Origin of the sequence: Mycobacterium sp. 1245805.9, from assembly GCF_001672915.1 — a bacterium.
In the GTDB taxonomy this organism is placed as follows: Bacteria; Actinomycetota; Actinomycetes; order Mycobacteriales; family Mycobacteriaceae; genus Mycobacterium.
This window is the reverse complement of sequence record NZ_LZKR01000218.1, coordinates 44,759-58,873: the sequence shown is the minus strand read 5'-3', so window position 1 is coordinate 58,873 and position 14,115 is coordinate 44,759. Positions and strand designations below refer to the sequence as shown.

The 14,115-nt window shown below is 63.9% G+C and carries 17 protein-coding genes; 5 read left to right on the top strand and 12 right to left on the bottom strand.

Features of this window, described 5'->3' with window-relative positions; all coding sequences use genetic code 11:
* Positions 1–2 precede the first annotated feature (2 nt).
* The gene (locus A9X00_RS28380) at positions 3–899 is read left to right on the top strand and encodes an NAD(P)-dependent oxidoreductase (RefSeq protein ID WP_067161416.1); all 897 of its coding nucleotides are present in this window, start codon (positions 3–5) and stop codon (positions 897–899) included.
* A gap of 16 nt (positions 900–915) precedes the next feature.
* Here A9X00_RS28380 and A9X00_RS28375 read toward each other — a convergent pair whose 3' ends face one another.
* Positions 916–1,470 carry a hypothetical protein gene (locus A9X00_RS28375; RefSeq protein WP_156772341.1) on the bottom strand — a complete coding sequence of 185 codons (555 nt, stop codon included), beginning with the start codon at positions 1,468–1,470 and terminating at the stop codon, positions 916–918.
* A 153-nt stretch (positions 1,471–1,623) separates the two neighbouring features.
* Between A9X00_RS28375 and A9X00_RS28370 the strand changes: the two genes are divergently transcribed.
* The 3 genes from A9X00_RS28370 to A9X00_RS28360 are packed head-to-tail and all read left to right on the top strand — an operon-like array spanning position 1,624 to position 4,435.
* Entirely contained in the window at positions 1,624–2,898 is a 1,275-nt protein-coding gene (locus A9X00_RS28370; RefSeq protein ID WP_067161410.1) for an aromatic ring-hydroxylating dioxygenase subunit alpha, read from the top strand.
* Positions 2,885–3,220 (top strand): hypothetical protein, encoded by a 336-nt coding sequence (locus A9X00_RS28365; protein WP_067161406.1) that lies wholly within the window; start codon positions 2,885–2,887, stop codon positions 3,218–3,220. The genes A9X00_RS28370 and A9X00_RS28365 overlap by 14 nt, the downstream gene beginning before the upstream one ends.
* A gap of 3 nt (positions 3,221–3,223) precedes the next feature.
* Positions 3,224–4,435 (top strand): amidohydrolase family protein, encoded by a 1,212-nt coding sequence (locus A9X00_RS28360; protein ID WP_067161403.1) that lies wholly within the window; start codon positions 3,224–3,226, stop codon positions 4,433–4,435.
* Positions 4,436–4,626: 191 nt separating this feature from the next.
* On the opposite strand, the gene A9X00_RS28355 is transcribed toward A9X00_RS28360, so the two are convergent.
* The 11 genes from A9X00_RS28355 to A9X00_RS28310 all read right to left on the bottom strand — a co-directional run bounded on the left by A9X00_RS28355 (position 4,627) and on the right by A9X00_RS28310 (position 13,131).
* Positions 4,627–5,235, bottom strand: a complete 609-nt coding sequence (locus A9X00_RS28355; RefSeq protein ID WP_082975584.1) for a carboxymuconolactone decarboxylase family protein — start codon at positions 5,233–5,235, stop codon at positions 4,627–4,629.
* Between the two features lie 12 nt (positions 5,236–5,247).
* Positions 5,248–5,589, bottom strand: coding sequence for a ferredoxin family protein (locus tag A9X00_RS30370; protein WP_082975583.1), 342 nt, complete (start codon positions 5,587–5,589; stop codon positions 5,248–5,250).
* 4 nt (positions 5,590–5,593) lie between these two features.
* Positions 5,594–6,634: an NAD(P)/FAD-dependent oxidoreductase gene (locus A9X00_RS28350; RefSeq protein WP_067161400.1), complete on the bottom strand. Its 1,041-nt coding sequence runs from the start codon at positions 6,632–6,634 to the stop codon at positions 5,594–5,596.
* A complete protein-coding gene (locus A9X00_RS28345) occupies positions 6,631–7,380 on the bottom strand; it encodes a dienelactone hydrolase family protein (protein ID WP_082975582.1) in 750 nt (249 codons plus the stop codon). The genes A9X00_RS28350 and A9X00_RS28345 overlap by 4 nt, the downstream gene beginning before the upstream one ends.
* A gap of 39 nt (positions 7,381–7,419) precedes the next feature.
* Positions 7,420–8,325, bottom strand: coding sequence for a hypothetical protein (locus tag A9X00_RS28340; protein WP_156772340.1), 906 nt, complete (start codon positions 8,323–8,325; stop codon positions 7,420–7,422).
* Between the two features lie 113 nt (positions 8,326–8,438).
* Entirely contained in the window at positions 8,439–8,720 is a 282-nt protein-coding gene (locus tag A9X00_RS28335) for a hypothetical protein (protein ID WP_066939464.1), read from the bottom strand.
* A 37-nt stretch (positions 8,721–8,757) separates the two neighbouring features.
* Entirely contained in the window at positions 8,758–9,306 is a 549-nt protein-coding gene (locus tag A9X00_RS28330) for a hypothetical protein (RefSeq protein ID WP_067161394.1), read from the bottom strand.
* 17 nt (positions 9,307–9,323) lie between these two features.
* Entirely contained in the window at positions 9,324–10,076 is a 753-nt protein-coding gene (locus tag A9X00_RS28325) for a hypothetical protein (RefSeq protein WP_156772339.1), read from the bottom strand.
* Between the two features lie 30 nt (positions 10,077–10,106).
* Positions 10,107–11,006, bottom strand: a complete 900-nt coding sequence (dapA, locus tag A9X00_RS28320; protein ID WP_067161388.1) for a 4-hydroxy-tetrahydrodipicolinate synthase — start codon at positions 11,004–11,006, stop codon at positions 10,107–10,109.
* Positions 11,003–12,088: a cupin domain-containing protein gene (locus A9X00_RS28315; RefSeq protein WP_067161386.1), complete on the bottom strand. Its 1,086-nt coding sequence runs from the start codon at positions 12,086–12,088 to the stop codon at positions 11,003–11,005. The genes dapA and A9X00_RS28315 overlap by 4 nt, the downstream gene beginning before the upstream one ends.
* On the bottom strand, positions 12,088–13,131 hold the full coding sequence (locus tag A9X00_RS28310) for an ornithine cyclodeaminase family protein (RefSeq protein WP_082975580.1): 1,044 nt from the start codon (positions 13,129–13,131) through the stop codon (positions 12,088–12,090). Before A9X00_RS28310 ends, A9X00_RS28315 begins: the two co-directional genes overlap by 1 nt.
* Before the next feature lie 79 nt (positions 13,132–13,210).
* Between A9X00_RS28310 and A9X00_RS28305 the strand changes: the two genes are divergently transcribed.
* The gene (locus A9X00_RS28305; RefSeq protein ID WP_067161382.1) at positions 13,211–13,969 is read left to right on the top strand and encodes a FadR/GntR family transcriptional regulator; all 759 of its coding nucleotides are present in this window, start codon (positions 13,211–13,213) and stop codon (positions 13,967–13,969) included.
* The last annotated feature ends 146 nt before the right edge of the window (positions 13,970–14,115 follow it).

Sequence of the window (14,115 nt, the reverse complement as noted above, 5' to 3'; positions counted from 1 at the left end):
CCATGGATATCGGATTCATCGGACTGGGCAACATGGGGTTTCCCATCGCACGCCGCCTCATCGACGCCGGACACCGCATCGTGGCCTACGACACCCAACCCGATGCCCTCGACAGACTGATCACACACGGCGCCCAAGCCGCGTCCTCCCCGAAAGAGGTCGCCGATCACGCCGAAACCGTGATGGCCAGCTTGCCCTCGCTGCAGGCCTCTCTCAATGTTGCGACCGGGCGGGGCGGCATCGTCGGGGGCCGACGCGTCAAGAGGTTTATCGATCTTTCGACGGTCGGAAGCGCGACGGCCGTTCGAATTCATTGCTTGTTGGCCGAAAGTGGCATCGTCGCGATTGATAGTCCGGTCAGCGGAGGAGTCGGCGGAGCAGAACGAGGAACGCTTGCCGTCATGGTTTCGTGTCCCACGGTCGAATTCGAGTTATTGAAGCCAATTTTCGAGACGTTGGGCAAGGTGTTCTACATCGGTGACAAGCCAGGCTCAGCGCAAACGATGAAGCTCGCCAACAACTTGCTTTCAGCGACCGCGTTGGCCGCCACGGCGGAGGTCTTGGTGATGGGCGTCAAATCAGGCCTCGACGCCGGCGTGATGATTGACGTTCTCAACGCCGGTTCCGGGGCGACGAGCGCCAGCCGAGACAAATTCCCGCGCGCCGTGCTGCCGCGCACCTTCGACTATGGCTTTGCCACCGGGTTGATGGTCAAAGACATCCACCTCTATCTCGAAGGGGCGCAAGATCTGGGGCTGTCGACTACGGTCGCTGCAGAGGTAGGAAGGGTATGGGACACCGTCATCGACGAGTACGGCCCCGCCTGTGACTTCACGTCGGTGATCAAGCCGATCGAGGATGCCGCGGGCGTGGTGCTCAAAGCGAAGGCCCGAGGGTGAGCCCGGCCTAGCCGAACTATCGGCCGTTGCGGAATATCTCTGTGTGCGCACAACGTTCGACTGGCACCGATGCGGCCCGAAGCGCCGCCGTCTTGAATATTCTGGCCGCCGAACTCAGGCGGTGCTTGGTGAGGGCCGCGACGTTTGGTTGCCGCACAGTACTGAGGTCCCAGACCGACAGTGCCGTCAAGCTGGGATTCAGCGAGTTGTGTATCCATTGTCCAATTGAGGTGTTCTCACATAGCAGGTCAGCCGACACCACAAGCGCATGGGGAACCTCGGTCATTACCTGCTGTGCATCCTCGCCGTCGGCCCGAATTGCTTTGGCGCCCAATATTCGCAATGGCCGCTCATCGGAGGAGTCGGGAAGCATGGCAACGGCCTCCCAACCCGACCGGATCCGGTCAAATATGAGCCCACCCGCGGCCTGCACGACGTCCTTGGCTGAGGCGCCGAGCACCACGACACGATAGGGAATAGCCCATTCTGGGCGATCGAGACGAGCCGAAGCGACCTGGAATCTTTCGCGGGTGTGTTGGTCGCTTGCGTCCAGGGACCGTCTGTCAGCCATGTGTTCCTTCCATCACGGAGTGTCCGACGAAAAGCCCGTTGACAAAACCATACGCTACCGTGTAGTTATTAACTAGACGGGTACGTCTCGTTGCGGTGCGTGCGAGGCACCGTCGGGACGTTTTCGCGAAGACGGAACAGGAAAGGTCATCCCGTGACAACACATTTCGCCAAGCCCGAGGCCGGTAGTTGGACGCAGCATTGGCCTGAGCTGGGTACCGCTCCTGTCGACTACACCGACTCGATCGATCCGGAGTTCTACAAGGCCGAGCAAGAAGCCATCTTCAAGAAAATGTGGCTCAACCTCGGGCGGGTCGAGCGCTTGCCGAAGAAAGGCAGCTATTTCACCAAGGAGATCGCCGCGGCGGGTGAAGGCACGTCGGTGATCGTCGTCAACACCGGCGACGGGGTGATCAAGGCGTTCCACAACGTGTGCCGCCACCGCGGCAACAAGCTGATCTGGAACGACTATCCGCACGAGGAGGTCTCGGGCAGCTGCAGGCAGTTCACCTGCAAGTATCACGCTTGGCGCTACAGCCTCGATGGTGATCTCACGTTCATCCAGCAAGAGCACGAGTTCTTCGACATCGACAAGAGCGACTTCGGGCTCATTCCGGTGCGCTGTGAGCTCTGGCGCGGGTTCATCTTCATCAACTTCGACAAGGACGCCGCGCCGCTGGACGAGTTCCTGGGTCGGCTCCCCAAGACCATCGAGGACTACCCGTTCGAGGAGATGACCGAGGTCTGGTCGTATCGCTCCGAGATCGGCGCGAACTGGAAGCTGTTCATCGACTCGTTCGCCGAGTTTTACCACGCGCCGATCCTGCACGCGAAGCAGTCGGTGCAGGAAGAATCCGAAAAGCTCATCAAATACGGGTTCGAGGCGCTGCACTACGACATCGATACCCCGCACTCGTTGATCACCTCCTGGGGCGGCATGAGCCCGCCGAAAGACCTGAACATGGTCAAGCCCATCGAGCGGATTCTGCGCGCGGGGCTATTCGGGCCGTGGGATAAGCCGGACATCGAGGGCATCGACCCGCCGCCGGTTGGGGTCAACCCGTCGCAGCACAAGCAGTGGGGCTGCTCTTCTTTCGAGTTCTTCCCGAACATGACGTTGCTGATCTGGGAACCGGGTTGGTACCTGACCTATCACTATTGGCCGACCGCAGTGAACAAGCACATTTTTGAATGCAACCTTTACCTGGTGCCGGCGAAAACCTGCACGGAGCGCCTCCGCCACGAGATGACGGGCCTGGCGTTCAAGGAGTACGCCCTGCAGGATGCCAACACGCTGGAAGCCACCCAGACCATGATCGGCACCAAGGCCGTCACCGAGTTCCCGCTGTGCGACCAAGAGATCCTGCTTCGCCACCTCCACAAGGCTGTCGGCGACATCGTGAAAGGCCACCGCAATGGCTCAAAGTAAGGCATTGCCAGCAGAGTTCGCCGACCTCGAGCAGTTCTTGGATTGGGATCTGGCCACCGAAGGCGAGCGCTATGCCAAGCGTCTGGCCTCGGATATGCCTGAAATGCAAGCGTTCTACGACGCGGCATTGCCGCGGCTAGCCGACGCGATGGCCTATTGCGACAAGTTTCCGCTGCACGATCTGCCCGAGGACGTCCGGTCACTCATGCACATCCTGCAGTCATTGATCACCATCTCGTTCCCGGTCGAGGTCTGGAAGCAAGCCAGAGTCCCCGACAGTGGAGCCTCCTACATCGAGTGTGTCCAGGAGCCGGTGGTCTGAATCGTGTTGACGCTCAAAGCGGCTGGTCTGCTTGACGTCGACGCGGGTGAGGTCCTTTGCCCCGCCATCGTACGGGTGGATGGCGACAGGATCGCCGGCGTCGGTCGGGCGCCGGCCGGCGAGGTCATCGATCTCGGTGATCAGATCCTGCTGCCCGGGCTGATGGACATGGAGGTCAACCTCCTCATGGGAGGGCGGGGCGAAACCCCTGCCCTCTCTGGCGTGCAAGACGATCCGGCGACCCGCATGCTGCGTGCGGTAGGCAATGCCCGCCGAACCCTGCGCGCAGGGTTCACGACAGTGCGCAACCTCGGACTGTTCGTCAAGACCGGCGGCTACCTTCTCGACGTTGCGCTGAGTAAGGCGATCGACGCCGGCTGGATCGACGGTCCACGCGTGGTCCCCGCCGGCCACGCCATCACCCCCACTGGCGGGCACCTGGACCCGACGATGTTCGCCGGCCTGGCGCCCGGTGTGCTGCCGCTGTCGGTCGAAGAAGGGATCGCCAACGGGGTCGACGAAGTCCGCAAAGCGGTGCGTTACCAGATCAAACACGGTGCACAACTGATCAAAATCTGTGCATCGGGCGGAGTGATGTCCCTGACGGGCGACCCAGGGGCACAACATTATTCCGACGAGGAATTGCGGGCCATTGTCGACGAGGCGCACCGCCGAGGCCTGCGTGTGGCGGCGCACTGTTTAGGCGCCGACGCTGTCCGGCATGCTGTCGCGGCCGGCATCGACTGCATCGAGCACGGCTTCCTCGTCGATGACGACGCGATCTCTCAAATGGTCGAGCACGGCACCTTCCTCGTGGCCACCCAACGACTGGCCGACGCGATGGACATCTCCAAGGCGCCGGCGCAGCTTCAGGCCAAGGCCGCCGAGATTTTCCCACGCGCTCGCAAAGCTGTACTTGCCGCCTACGAGGCGGGTGTGAAGATCGCGGTGGGAACCGATGCACCGGCAATTCCGCACGGCAAAAACGCCGATGAACTTGTGGCCCTGGTCGACAGAGGACTGCCAACGCTGGCCGTGCTGCGCGGCGCCACGACGGTTGCGGCCGAATTGCTCAACGTCAGCGACCGCGGTCGGATTGCAGAAGGGCAGCTCGCCGACATCGTTGCTGTCCCGGGAGATCCGTTGCGCGACATCACTGTTACTAAGCAGGTTGGTTTCGTGATGAAGGGCGGCCAAGTCTATGTCCCCAACTGATGCGCGAGAGTTGCATCCAGGGCCGGCGAATTCCCGTCGGACTGCAACAGCAACTTCGGCCCGTGGCCGGCGACGCCGCTGCTGCTGGACACTGTGTCCACGGCGGTGATGTCGCGTCGGTTATGTCCGGACTCCGTCAGCGGACGGATATCCTGCTCACCACCGCTCAGCATCGATCGCCGACTTTAGCGTCAGCTGTCGCCGGCTGCGAAAATCGAGGGAACCGGAGGCTGAATGCCGAAGCTGTTGGCGATGGTTGCGTGTGCAACGTAGCGACCGCACATCAACGCGACCGCGACGGCGTCCTTGGGGCCCAGTCCTCGTACGAGCGCGTCCAACTCGGTGTGGCTGCCACGCCCATAGTCCTTGAGCACCGCCAGCACCCATCGTTGCGTATCCCGTTGCGCCGGCGCGAGATCGGCGTTATCGGGATCGAGCAGCTCCACGGCGGCGACCCACTCCTTACCGAGGCCAAGCTTTACCGACAGCCGCTCGTGTTGGTGGCGTTCGTAGTCGTTTCCAGTCGCGGTGGCGACCGTCAGCGCGACGAGCTCGGCCAGATCGTCGGGCAGCGCGCGCTTGGTGGCGTCGGTGTAATCGATGAACGCGGCCAGCGATTCCGGCTGGTGGGCGGTCACCTGGAAAAAGTCGCCGAGATAGCCGAGGCGATCGAACTTGGATTGAAGCCGTTGTCTCACGGCGGGATCCAACTCTTCGAATCCGATCAAGCGGACTCCGGCGAGTCGCCGTTCGTTTCCGTCGGTGTCCGACGCTTTTGTCCCAGAATCAATCTCTGTCATGCAATTTCCTCCTCAGGCGGGGCTAGCTGGTGCCGGTGTGTTTGAGGTCAGTTCGGTGTCGACGCCGATCTTGCCGACCGAAGACGAACCGCCCGGCGAACCCAGCGGCTCGGATCGGCCGGGAAGAGCCGTGTCGAAGAATCGCGCATTGTCTTCCATCCACTCCTGCGCCGAGTTCGGGCCGCTCGTTATCGCATCAACCGGGCAGACAGGTAGGCACGCCCCGCACTCGATGCACTCCTCGGGTTGGATGTACCGGCGCCGTTCACCTTCATAGATACAGTCCACCGGGCATGCGTCAACGCACGAGCCGTTGAGCTCTTCGATACAGGTGGGTCCGATTACATATGTCATGGGATCACCCCTCCCTCGCCGTGGCGGGAGCCATCAACTCGGTCGAGTGGCCAGGAAAGATCGGCTGCCCCGGATCAAGTTGAGCCGCGAGGTTGTTCACCGCCGTCGCGGCTTCGCCGAATCCCACGGCCATGATGCGGACCTTCCCCGGGTAGGCGGTGACGTCGCCAACCGCGAACACTCCCGGGATGTTCGTGGCCATGGTGGAATCGACGACAATCTGCCGGCTTTCGATCCTGAGGCCCCATTTGAGCAGCGGTCCCAGGTTGGCGACGTGGCCCAATGCCGCAATCACCGCTTGAGTCTTAATCGTTTCCCTACCGTCGCCCGTACGAATGGTGATGGCTTCGAGCCAGTGCTCGCCATGCGCGGCAACGACCTCGCTGTCCAAGATCACCCTGGCGCCGCTTTCTTGAAGTTCGTTGACCGACCTGGGATGTGCGGTCAGTGTGCGTCGGCGATGGATCAACGTCACGGACCTGGCGACAGGGCACAGCATGTTGGCCCAGTCGACCGCGCTGTCACCGCCGCCGACGATCACGACGTCGACATCGACGTAGGAGGCGACGTTGCGCAGGGCGTACTGCACACCGCGGTCCAGGTAGTCGTCGGCGCAGTTCAGCCGGCGGGTTTGGAAGCTGCCGATGCCGGCGGCGACGATGATCCCGTCGACGCTGATCCGACGTCCCTTGTCAGTGACAACCGTGAATCGCCGCGCGGCGGCCTCGGACTCGCCGCAATCCTGCGGCGCCGCAACCAGTTCCACCGATTGTTCACCCAGGAGCCAGGTGGGTTTCGCAAGCTCGGCCTGCGTCGTCAGCGACGCCGCCAACGCGGACCCCATCACCTCGGGAAGGCCGGCGACGTCATAGATGGGTTTGTCCGGGTAGAGCGCCATGAGCTGTCCGCCGGGCTGTTCCAGCGAATCCAGCAACACCACGCTGAGCCCGCGCAGCCCTGCGTAGTACGAGGCGAACAGGCCGCTGGGACCGGCGCCGATGATCAGCACGTCGGCATCGATGGCGGCAGGGGCCGAGCTCCTCACGGCCGCGCTCTGAGGGTCTCGGCCAGGAATTCAGTGGTGTTGACCCAGGCCTTGTGGGCCGCGTCGGCCACATACTGGGCCGGTCGCGCGTCGCAATGAAAGGCGTGCCCCGCCCCGGTGAAAACGACCAGCCGAAGGTCCAAATCGTGGCGCTGGGCTGCGGCTTGGATGGCCGACAGGTCCTCCGCCGGTATCGTCGGGTCGGCGTCACCGGCGAACATCAACACCGGCCCCTTGATGTTGGCCGCCTTCTCCAGAGTGGCGTGCGGCCCGCCGGCGATGCCCGGTCCATAGAAGACCACCGTCGCTGCCACCGGGAGCGCCGTGGCCGCGGTGAACGCGGCCCGGCCCCCGAAGCAGAAGCCGACGACCGCCGTCCTGTCCGCCGGGATGCCTTCGTGTTCAGCTAAGTTCGTGAGGACGGCGCCGACGTCGGTGACGATCGGTTCGGCTCCGAGCTCGCCGATCAGTCGCATTGCCGTGTCGCGGTCGGTGTATTCGACGGTGTCGATTCCCGAACGGTGGAACAGGTCGGGCGCCACAGCCAGGTATCCCTGCGCCGCGAGCCGGCGGGTCACGTCCTGGATGTGATCGTTGACGCCGAAGGCCTCCTGCAGCACGACGACGGCCGCGGCAGGCTCCACGGCTTCACCGGGACGGGGCCGCACGCGGTAAAGCCGCATAGGGCCGTCGGCGGTGCTCACCGTCAACCAGTCGGCGGTCAATTCTCCGGCGGCGGCAGTCATGAGGCGAAACGTTCCTTTCTCCAACTGTATTGGGTGGGTCTAGTCCCAGATCAGCGCCCGGGTCGGGCGTTGGTCTTCGGTGAAGGCCGCGTAGGCCTTGGCGGCCGCCGGATGGAGCGCGATCGGCGCGGCGGCGATAGCTCGCGGCTCCAACGGGTAGCTCAGCGGGCTGCGTTCCGGTGGAATGTGGCGATATTGCACCTCGAGCGCGTCGCGGGTAGCGACCATGCACCAGGCGATCAGTGCCGCGATGTCGTCGGGCAGTGCATCCGTGCACAAGAGCAGAAAATCGGAGAACTCCAGTGCGGTCAGGTCGCGCTCGAGGCCCGGCAGGTAGCCCTGTGGGACGATCGCCGTCGGCCAGCGCCAGGCATCGAAGGCCTGTATGACCGAGGGGGCCGCGTCGAGGTAGACCACCGATTTGCGGTCGGTGATGCGCTGCCAGGCGGGCATCATGATCGCTTCGTGGATAAGCACATTGGCATCACCATCGCGAAATGCGGCGATCGCGGGAAACGGCCTCTCGTCATACACGAACGAACCGCCGGCGGCGTCCAGCGCGGCAGGTTCGATACCGACCGCACGCAGTTGGTGGTGCGCTGCAAGACCGACCAGGTTGACGCCGTCGTCGGGACTGGTGGCGATGCGCAACTGCGGCATTTGCGATGCCAGCTCTTCCATCGATGCGACGCCGAGCTCGGCGTCCACACAGGTGACCAGGCGGTCTCGCTGGGGCAAAGTGCCCAGCGCTCGTAGCCGCTCGGCGCGTTCGACGGCCAGCGGCCCCGCGCCGGCGCCGACCATCCCCATCGCGGCAGTCGGGGTCATGAGCGCCACGTCGACTTGGCCGGACAGGACGGCGTGAATCGCGTCGGCGCCCCCACGTCCGGAACGGATGAAAAATTCTGAACCCCGCTCGCAGCGGTCGCCGACCTCCTGGGCCAACCACCCGCAGATGCGATGCAGGTTGGCTTGGCCCCAATCACCCTGCAGCGTCAAGGTGATTCGGCGGTCGAGAGCGGGTCCGTCAGAGCGCTGGTCGCCTGGGCGAGCAGTTGTCATGAAGTGGGAATGCCCTCGACCATTGCCTGCAGGCCGGGCGCGTCGAGCGCGAACTGGATCTCCCGGATCTCGTCGAACGGGAAACCCACTCGCTCGAATTCCCGTTCGAGGTCTTCCCGGCTGTCGGCTTGGTAGATCGTCACAAGGAAGCCGCTGTACATGTCGACGTACAGATTTTGAAATGTGGCGTACTTCGACTCCGCGACATCCGGTGCGTTGCCCGCGATTTCGTCGGCAGACAGGCCGGGGGCCAGGTGAGTGGTCAGGTAAGTGGGCATTAGTCGGCCTTTCGTTAGATGGTTTACGACCGTCGAGTTATTGGGTCTGCAGTTCGGCGCGCAACTGCTCCGCGAGCGGCTTCCAAGCTGCGAAGGGTTCCATGTCGATGCGTGGATGCTGGGCACCGCAACCACTGCAGCGGCGGAGTGTCTCGTCGTCGTTGAATGCGAGGCAGCCGTCGAAATAGACGTCCTGCGAGATGGTTTCGGAGGTGTCCCACTCGCAGCGGTGCAGTTCACGGTCGCAGCCGGGGCAGTACCATGCGATGCCTTCAAGCCCGGCGGTGCGCGCCTTGTAGCGCAGCTGGACGCTCTCTTCCGACGGCACGATGCGGTGGGGGGTGCCGGCTGGCACGTAAACGTGGTCGCCGACGTCCATCGCGAATCGGTTGACCGAGGAGTCCTTGAGATACATCTCGGCCGTGCCCGCCATCTGCACCACAACGGTGTCTTTCTCACAGATGAGATAGAACGGCTGGGGGACGGTGTTGCGGGACATGAACAGCTGTGGGTCCACCTTCGCCGGCAGCACCGGGACTTCCTCGTAGTTGCCGATTTCTTGAGCCGCTTTGAACGCGTGCAGCATTCGTCGCCGATCCATGATCACACCGCCTTGGTTTCCTGCGCGGACGCCGCCGCCGCGCGCAAGGCCCGCTTGGCCGAGTCCGCCGTGCGGACCTGTGCGACGTAGCGATTCCAGCCCCATTTGTGGTGTGGATGGGGCGGACTGACATGCCCGCATTTGGGACAGGTGCGCGCTGATTCCGGCTCGTAGGCCAGGGCCGCGCGATTGCTGCCCCAGATGGTGGGGAACATCTGCACCTCATCGTCCGGGCTGCCGTCCCACTGGGTGGGGTCATGACCCTCGACGCCTTTGGGGCTTGCGTTGTAGTCGAACCGCACCAGTTGCTCGGAACATTTCTGGCAGCGGAACAGGATTGCCTCGGCTTGATCTCCATCTTCAGCTTGGTGCTGGGTAACGGTGATCAAGATGAAAGCTTCAGGATCGGCCGAATTGCGCAGGAACGAGTTCACGCCATGCAGTTGCTGGGTGACGAAGATCTGACCGGTCTGCAGCATGGCCTGGTTGGATCCGAACGTGATCGCAACTTCCTCGACGGTGTTGTAGTGGAAGAAGTGGCCGAACGCGCTATCGTTCGGATCGCCTCTCATGATTGAGCCGGTAGGCACTATCGCGCCGGCGTCATGGTATGGGAACAGCGGCAGCAGTTGGGATGCCGCCCCGGTCATGAAGTCAAAGATGTTTACCTTCAAGGGTTCCCGTCTGCCCGACGGCGGGGGAATTCGCCGCGTCCTTTCGGGTGCGGATGCCGCTCCTGTCACGGTCTGCGTCATGTCGATCTCCCTTCGTTGGGCGTTTCCGTGCTAGAGGTTGGCCGCAGCGGCCAGGACCGCATCGCAGCGCCGTTCGACTTCGGGCGTGGCGGGCGCCATGGGCAGACGCTCTTCGTTGCTGGGAATCAGTCCGCGCTGGCGCATCATGTACTTCACCGGAATCGGGTTGGTGTCAAAGAACACCGATTGGTTGAGCTGCCACAGCGCTTGATGCAATCGCTGTGCCTCGGCGAGCTTCTCGTCTTGGACGGCTTGATAGAGGGCGGCGATCGGCGCCGGGAAGACGTTGGCGACCGCGTTCACCATGCCGGCGGCGCCGACGGCGAGCATCGGCAGGCTGACCTCCTCGAGCCCGACAAAGATGCGGAACTGCGGGCCTACGCGCAGCAAAACGTCGGTGACCCACGCCAGATCGGTTGACGCGTGTTTTGCGCCGACGAAGTTGTCGCACCGCTCGGCAATCGCCTCGACGGTGTCGACGGTCACCGACACGGCCGAACGCACGGGTATGTGATACAGCAGTACGGGCTTGCTCGTGTTGCGGCAGACGACCTCATAGAAGTCGATCAGACCCCGTTGCGGGGGACGCGTGAATGCCGGCGTCACCACCAACACCGCGGCGGCGCCGATGTCCTCGGCGTGTCGGGTCAGCTCGACGGTCTCCGCCAACGACGGGGCCCCGGTGGCAACCATCACCGGTAACCGCCCCGCTGCCGCGCCGATCGCCGTGGCCGCCAATTCCTTTCGCTCGGCCACCGTCAACAACGCCGGTTCACCGCTGGTGCCGGCCACGACGATCCCATGACTGCCTGACTGAACCTGGAACTCCACCAACTTCTCGTAGGTCTCGAGATCCACGCGACCATCGGCGAACGGGGTGACAAGCGGCGGATAGGAACCGCGCAACTCGTCGGGCGCCAGCGCGATCATTTCGCGGACCGGTTCGTCACGAAACCCGACTCGACTCCCAGCACTCGGGCGGGGCGCTTCAGATCCTCTTGCCACAAAAGCGATTCGAGCGCGATGTGGAAGGGCTGGTCCTGGATCGTGAGCTCGTGCACATGTTCGTCGGGACCGCTGGCGTGATGATGCACGGCCCAGCCGGGCGCCGACAACATCAGGTCGCCCGCTTCCCAGTCATAGCGCTTGCCGGCGACGAGGCTGTGGCCGCGGCCGTGGAAGTAATAGTTGATGGCGGCCGACACATGGCGGTGTGGGCGGTCGACGATCTTCGGCGGCCGCACGGTAATGGTCGCGAAAAAGTTGGGCGTGGTGCCGTTGGTGCGCCCGGTTGCGGGGTTGTACAGCAAATAAAGGCGACGGCCCCGATACTCGGGTCCCAGGGCGGTGAGCTTGTCGAGGTTGTCTTTGACGCGGTGCCACGGCCAGTACAGCGCGGGGCTTTCGACGTTGGGTGGGTCGATCAGCTTTTCATAGGGCATCAGCCACGCGCCCTCGTCGGTCAGCTGGAAAACGCCGAACGGGTTCTCTTTGCCCTCGCCGGACTCCTCCGCTTCCCGCGCTGCGGCCGCGGGCTCATCCGACGGATTCTCCTCCACCAAGTACACGCCGAGTTGGTCCAGCAGCGCCGCGTTGGAGTAGCTCAACCGCACCTGGGCGGCGTCGGTGTCATTGATGTGGCGATACGTGGTCCACGACGGGTGATTCCACACGTCGAACTGCCCGAAGCTGAACTTCTTGTCGCCCACGACGGCGGTTCCGCCGCCGGCAATGCAGAACGAGACCTGCGTCGCGTTGTGCCGAATCGGGTCCGTGCTTTCCCCGGGCAGCAGCACCGACAACGTCACCCGGATCCCGGGCGCCAGACCGTTGCCCGGCGCCGTCGCCTTCGGGTGAACGATCAGCGACTCGCGTCGCCCGTTCTTCGGCCGCGGGGCCTGGCTGAGCCGGTCAACCTCCGCGTCGATCTCAGCCCTCGTGATGAGCACGGGGTCCCAGAAGTCCAGCGAGGCCGGAGCGGCGCGATCGGTTACATCGACGAACAATGACATTAGTTACTCCACAACTTGGGCTTGGTCCGGGATGAAACAGTCAGTGGCCGCCCGACACCGGCCGCGAGCGCTCGCTCTAGCACCATCTCGGCCACCGCGAGGTCGGAAATGCCGGTGCCAAGTGCTTTGAAGATCGTCACGCCGTCGCCATCGAGCCGCTCGTCCGCGGCGAGCGCCGATCCGAGCGACACCACATGGGCAGCGTTCGTTGCCGACAGCTCGCGTGGCGAGAGTTGGCGCGCGGCCGCCACGTCGTCGGCGACGATCCGTCGAGCCCGCGCCACAACCGCCGCCTCCAGCTCGGCGCGTTCCGGCGTGATGGCGCCGACGGCGTTGATGTGGACGCGCTCGGCGAGCATCCACGGGCTGATGAATGGCTCCGTCGCACGCGTCACCGTGACGATGACATCGGCCTGATCCACCGCTTCCGCGACCGATGCCGCCGCGCGCGCGGTGATGCCGGAGCGCTCGGCGATCCTGGCCGCGAAAGAGGTTCGGTGTTCGGCCGTGGGGCTGTAGACGGCGATGTCGTGGATTTCGCGGACCGCGGCGACGGCCGCGATCTGCCCCTCGGCCTGCTTGCCCGAGCCGATTACGGCGAGCCGCTCGCAGCGGTCGGCGGCCAAGATCGACGTGGCCGTCCCGGTGATCGCGCTGGTGCGCAATTGACCCAGCGCGAACGCCTGGATCACCGCGAGCAACTCGCCGGTGCCCGCGTCCCACGCGGCCAGCAGGGGAGTAGCCCCACCCGGGGTGTGTGCCCAGGTCTTCGAAACCGCCAGCCCGCTTGCTACCGCGATCGCCCCGATGGCGTGCATGCTCCCGCCGGTCCAGGAGGCAAACGTCTTGGGCATCGCCACGACTTCGCCGGCCGCGGCGCGCAAGTACGCACCCTTTATGGCGGCGATGGCCTCGGGCAACGACACCAGTCCGACGACGTCGTCTTCATCGATCCATCGAGGCGGACCGCCTTCGGACCGTGCCTGCGACCGAGTGGCACCCCTCACGCCGACCTCGCGCAGCGCAGAATCCGTATTCATCATGATGAATTAGTGTGCGGACGGTCACACCCGATGTCAAGACAATTCGGCATAATCGTCATGCTGAATTCCGGAGGTGGTCATGGGCGCTGGCGAGCGCGAGCAAGGCCAAGCCGAGGCGCCCGCGCTTCGACGCAGCGAGTGGCGCGAGGTCACCGGCAGAAAACGGGTCACCAGCCGCTCGGAACTCGCCGCGCAGAAAATCACGGCGAGCATCAAAACAGTGGGGCCCGGCGGGCGCCTCGGTACCAAAGAGGAGCTGCGCGTCCAATGCGGCGTGTCGGTCGGGACGCTCAATGAAGCGATCCGGCTGCTGCAAGCCCGAGGTCTGGTCGCTATTCGCCCCGGACCCGGGGGAGGACTGTTCGCGTGCGAGCCGGCGCCCATGGTGCGGCTGGGCAACGTCATGTTGGCGTTGGACTCCCACGACGCATCGGTCGCCGACGCCGTGCGTATCCGAAACGCACTCGATGCCCTGCTGATCGAGGACGCGGTATGGCACGCCGATGCCGCGGACATCGCGGTGCTTCACGAACGACTCGCTGACATGGCCGCCGCCGCGCAGAGCGGGGACGGCATCGCTTTTCTGCACGCGAATTGCGCGTTGCATGCGCGTATCGCCGCCTTGAGTCCCAACGCCATGCTGAGCTCGATCTACGTCGGCCTGCTCGACATCATCGAGGCCCATACGTTGGCGGTCGTGCCGGCCGCCGAACAGCCGTTGCCCGAGTCGCTCCACGAGCGTTACCGGCTGCATGTGCGCCTGATTGACGCCATCGCCGTTCAAGATCCGGAGGGTGCGTTGAGAGCGCTTGCCCAGCACAATGCCACCCTCGATTGAGGGTTCTTCGAACCTTTGATGCAATACGGATCCGTACTCTTTCTGGCTATAGCAACTCGAAAAGTGGTTGTGCTTACGACCACTAATCGATACGATACCGTACGCTATGATCCAGGACACAGGTTCCGACCGGACCGCAAACAGTC

What these genes read in the sequence shown, in the direction of transcription:
- A9X00_RS28380 (WP_067161416.1), top strand. Translation starts at nt 3, where the DNA reads ATGGATATCGGATTCATCGGACTGGGCAACATGGGGTTTCCCATCGCA.
- A9X00_RS28375 (WP_156772341.1), bottom strand. Translation starts at nt 1,470, where the DNA reads ATGGCTGACAGACGGTCCCTGGACGCAAGCGACCAACACACCCGCGAA.
- A9X00_RS28365 (WP_067161406.1), top strand. Translation starts at nt 2,885, where the DNA reads ATGGCTCAAAGTAAGGCATTGCCAGCAGAGTTCGCCGACCTCGAGCAG.
- A9X00_RS28355 (WP_082975584.1), bottom strand. Translation starts at nt 5,235, where the DNA reads ATGACAGAGATTGATTCTGGGACAAAAGCGTCGGACACCGACGGAAAC.
- A9X00_RS30370 (WP_082975583.1), bottom strand. Translation starts at nt 5,589, where the DNA reads ATGACATATGTAATCGGACCCACCTGTATCGAAGAGCTCAACGGCTCG.
- A9X00_RS28345 (WP_082975582.1), bottom strand. Translation starts at nt 7,380, where the DNA reads ATGACTGCCGCCGCCGGAGAATTGACCGCCGACTGGTTGACGGTGAGC.
- A9X00_RS28335 (WP_066939464.1), bottom strand. Translation starts at nt 8,720, where the DNA reads ATGCCCACTTACCTGACCACTCACCTGGCCCCCGGCCTGTCTGCCGAC.
- A9X00_RS28330 (WP_067161394.1), bottom strand. Translation starts at nt 9,306, where the DNA reads ATGCTGCACGCGTTCAAAGCGGCTCAAGAAATCGGCAACTACGAGGAA.
- A9X00_RS28325 (WP_156772339.1), bottom strand. Translation starts at nt 10,076, where the DNA reads ATGACGCAGACCGTGACAGGAGCGGCATCCGCACCCGAAAGGACGCGG.
- dapA (WP_067161388.1), bottom strand. Translation starts at nt 11,006, where the DNA reads ATGATCGCGCTGGCGCCCGACGAGTTGCGCGGTTCCTATCCGCCGCTT.
- A9X00_RS28315 (WP_067161386.1), bottom strand. Translation starts at nt 12,088, where the DNA reads ATGTCATTGTTCGTCGATGTAACCGATCGCGCCGCTCCGGCCTCGCTG.
- A9X00_RS28310 (WP_082975580.1), bottom strand. Translation starts at nt 13,131, where the DNA reads ATGATGAATACGGATTCTGCGCTGCGCGAGGTCGGCGTGAGGGGTGCC.
- A9X00_RS28305 (WP_067161382.1), top strand. Translation starts at nt 13,211, where the DNA reads ATGGGCGCTGGCGAGCGCGAGCAAGGCCAAGCCGAGGCGCCCGCGCTT.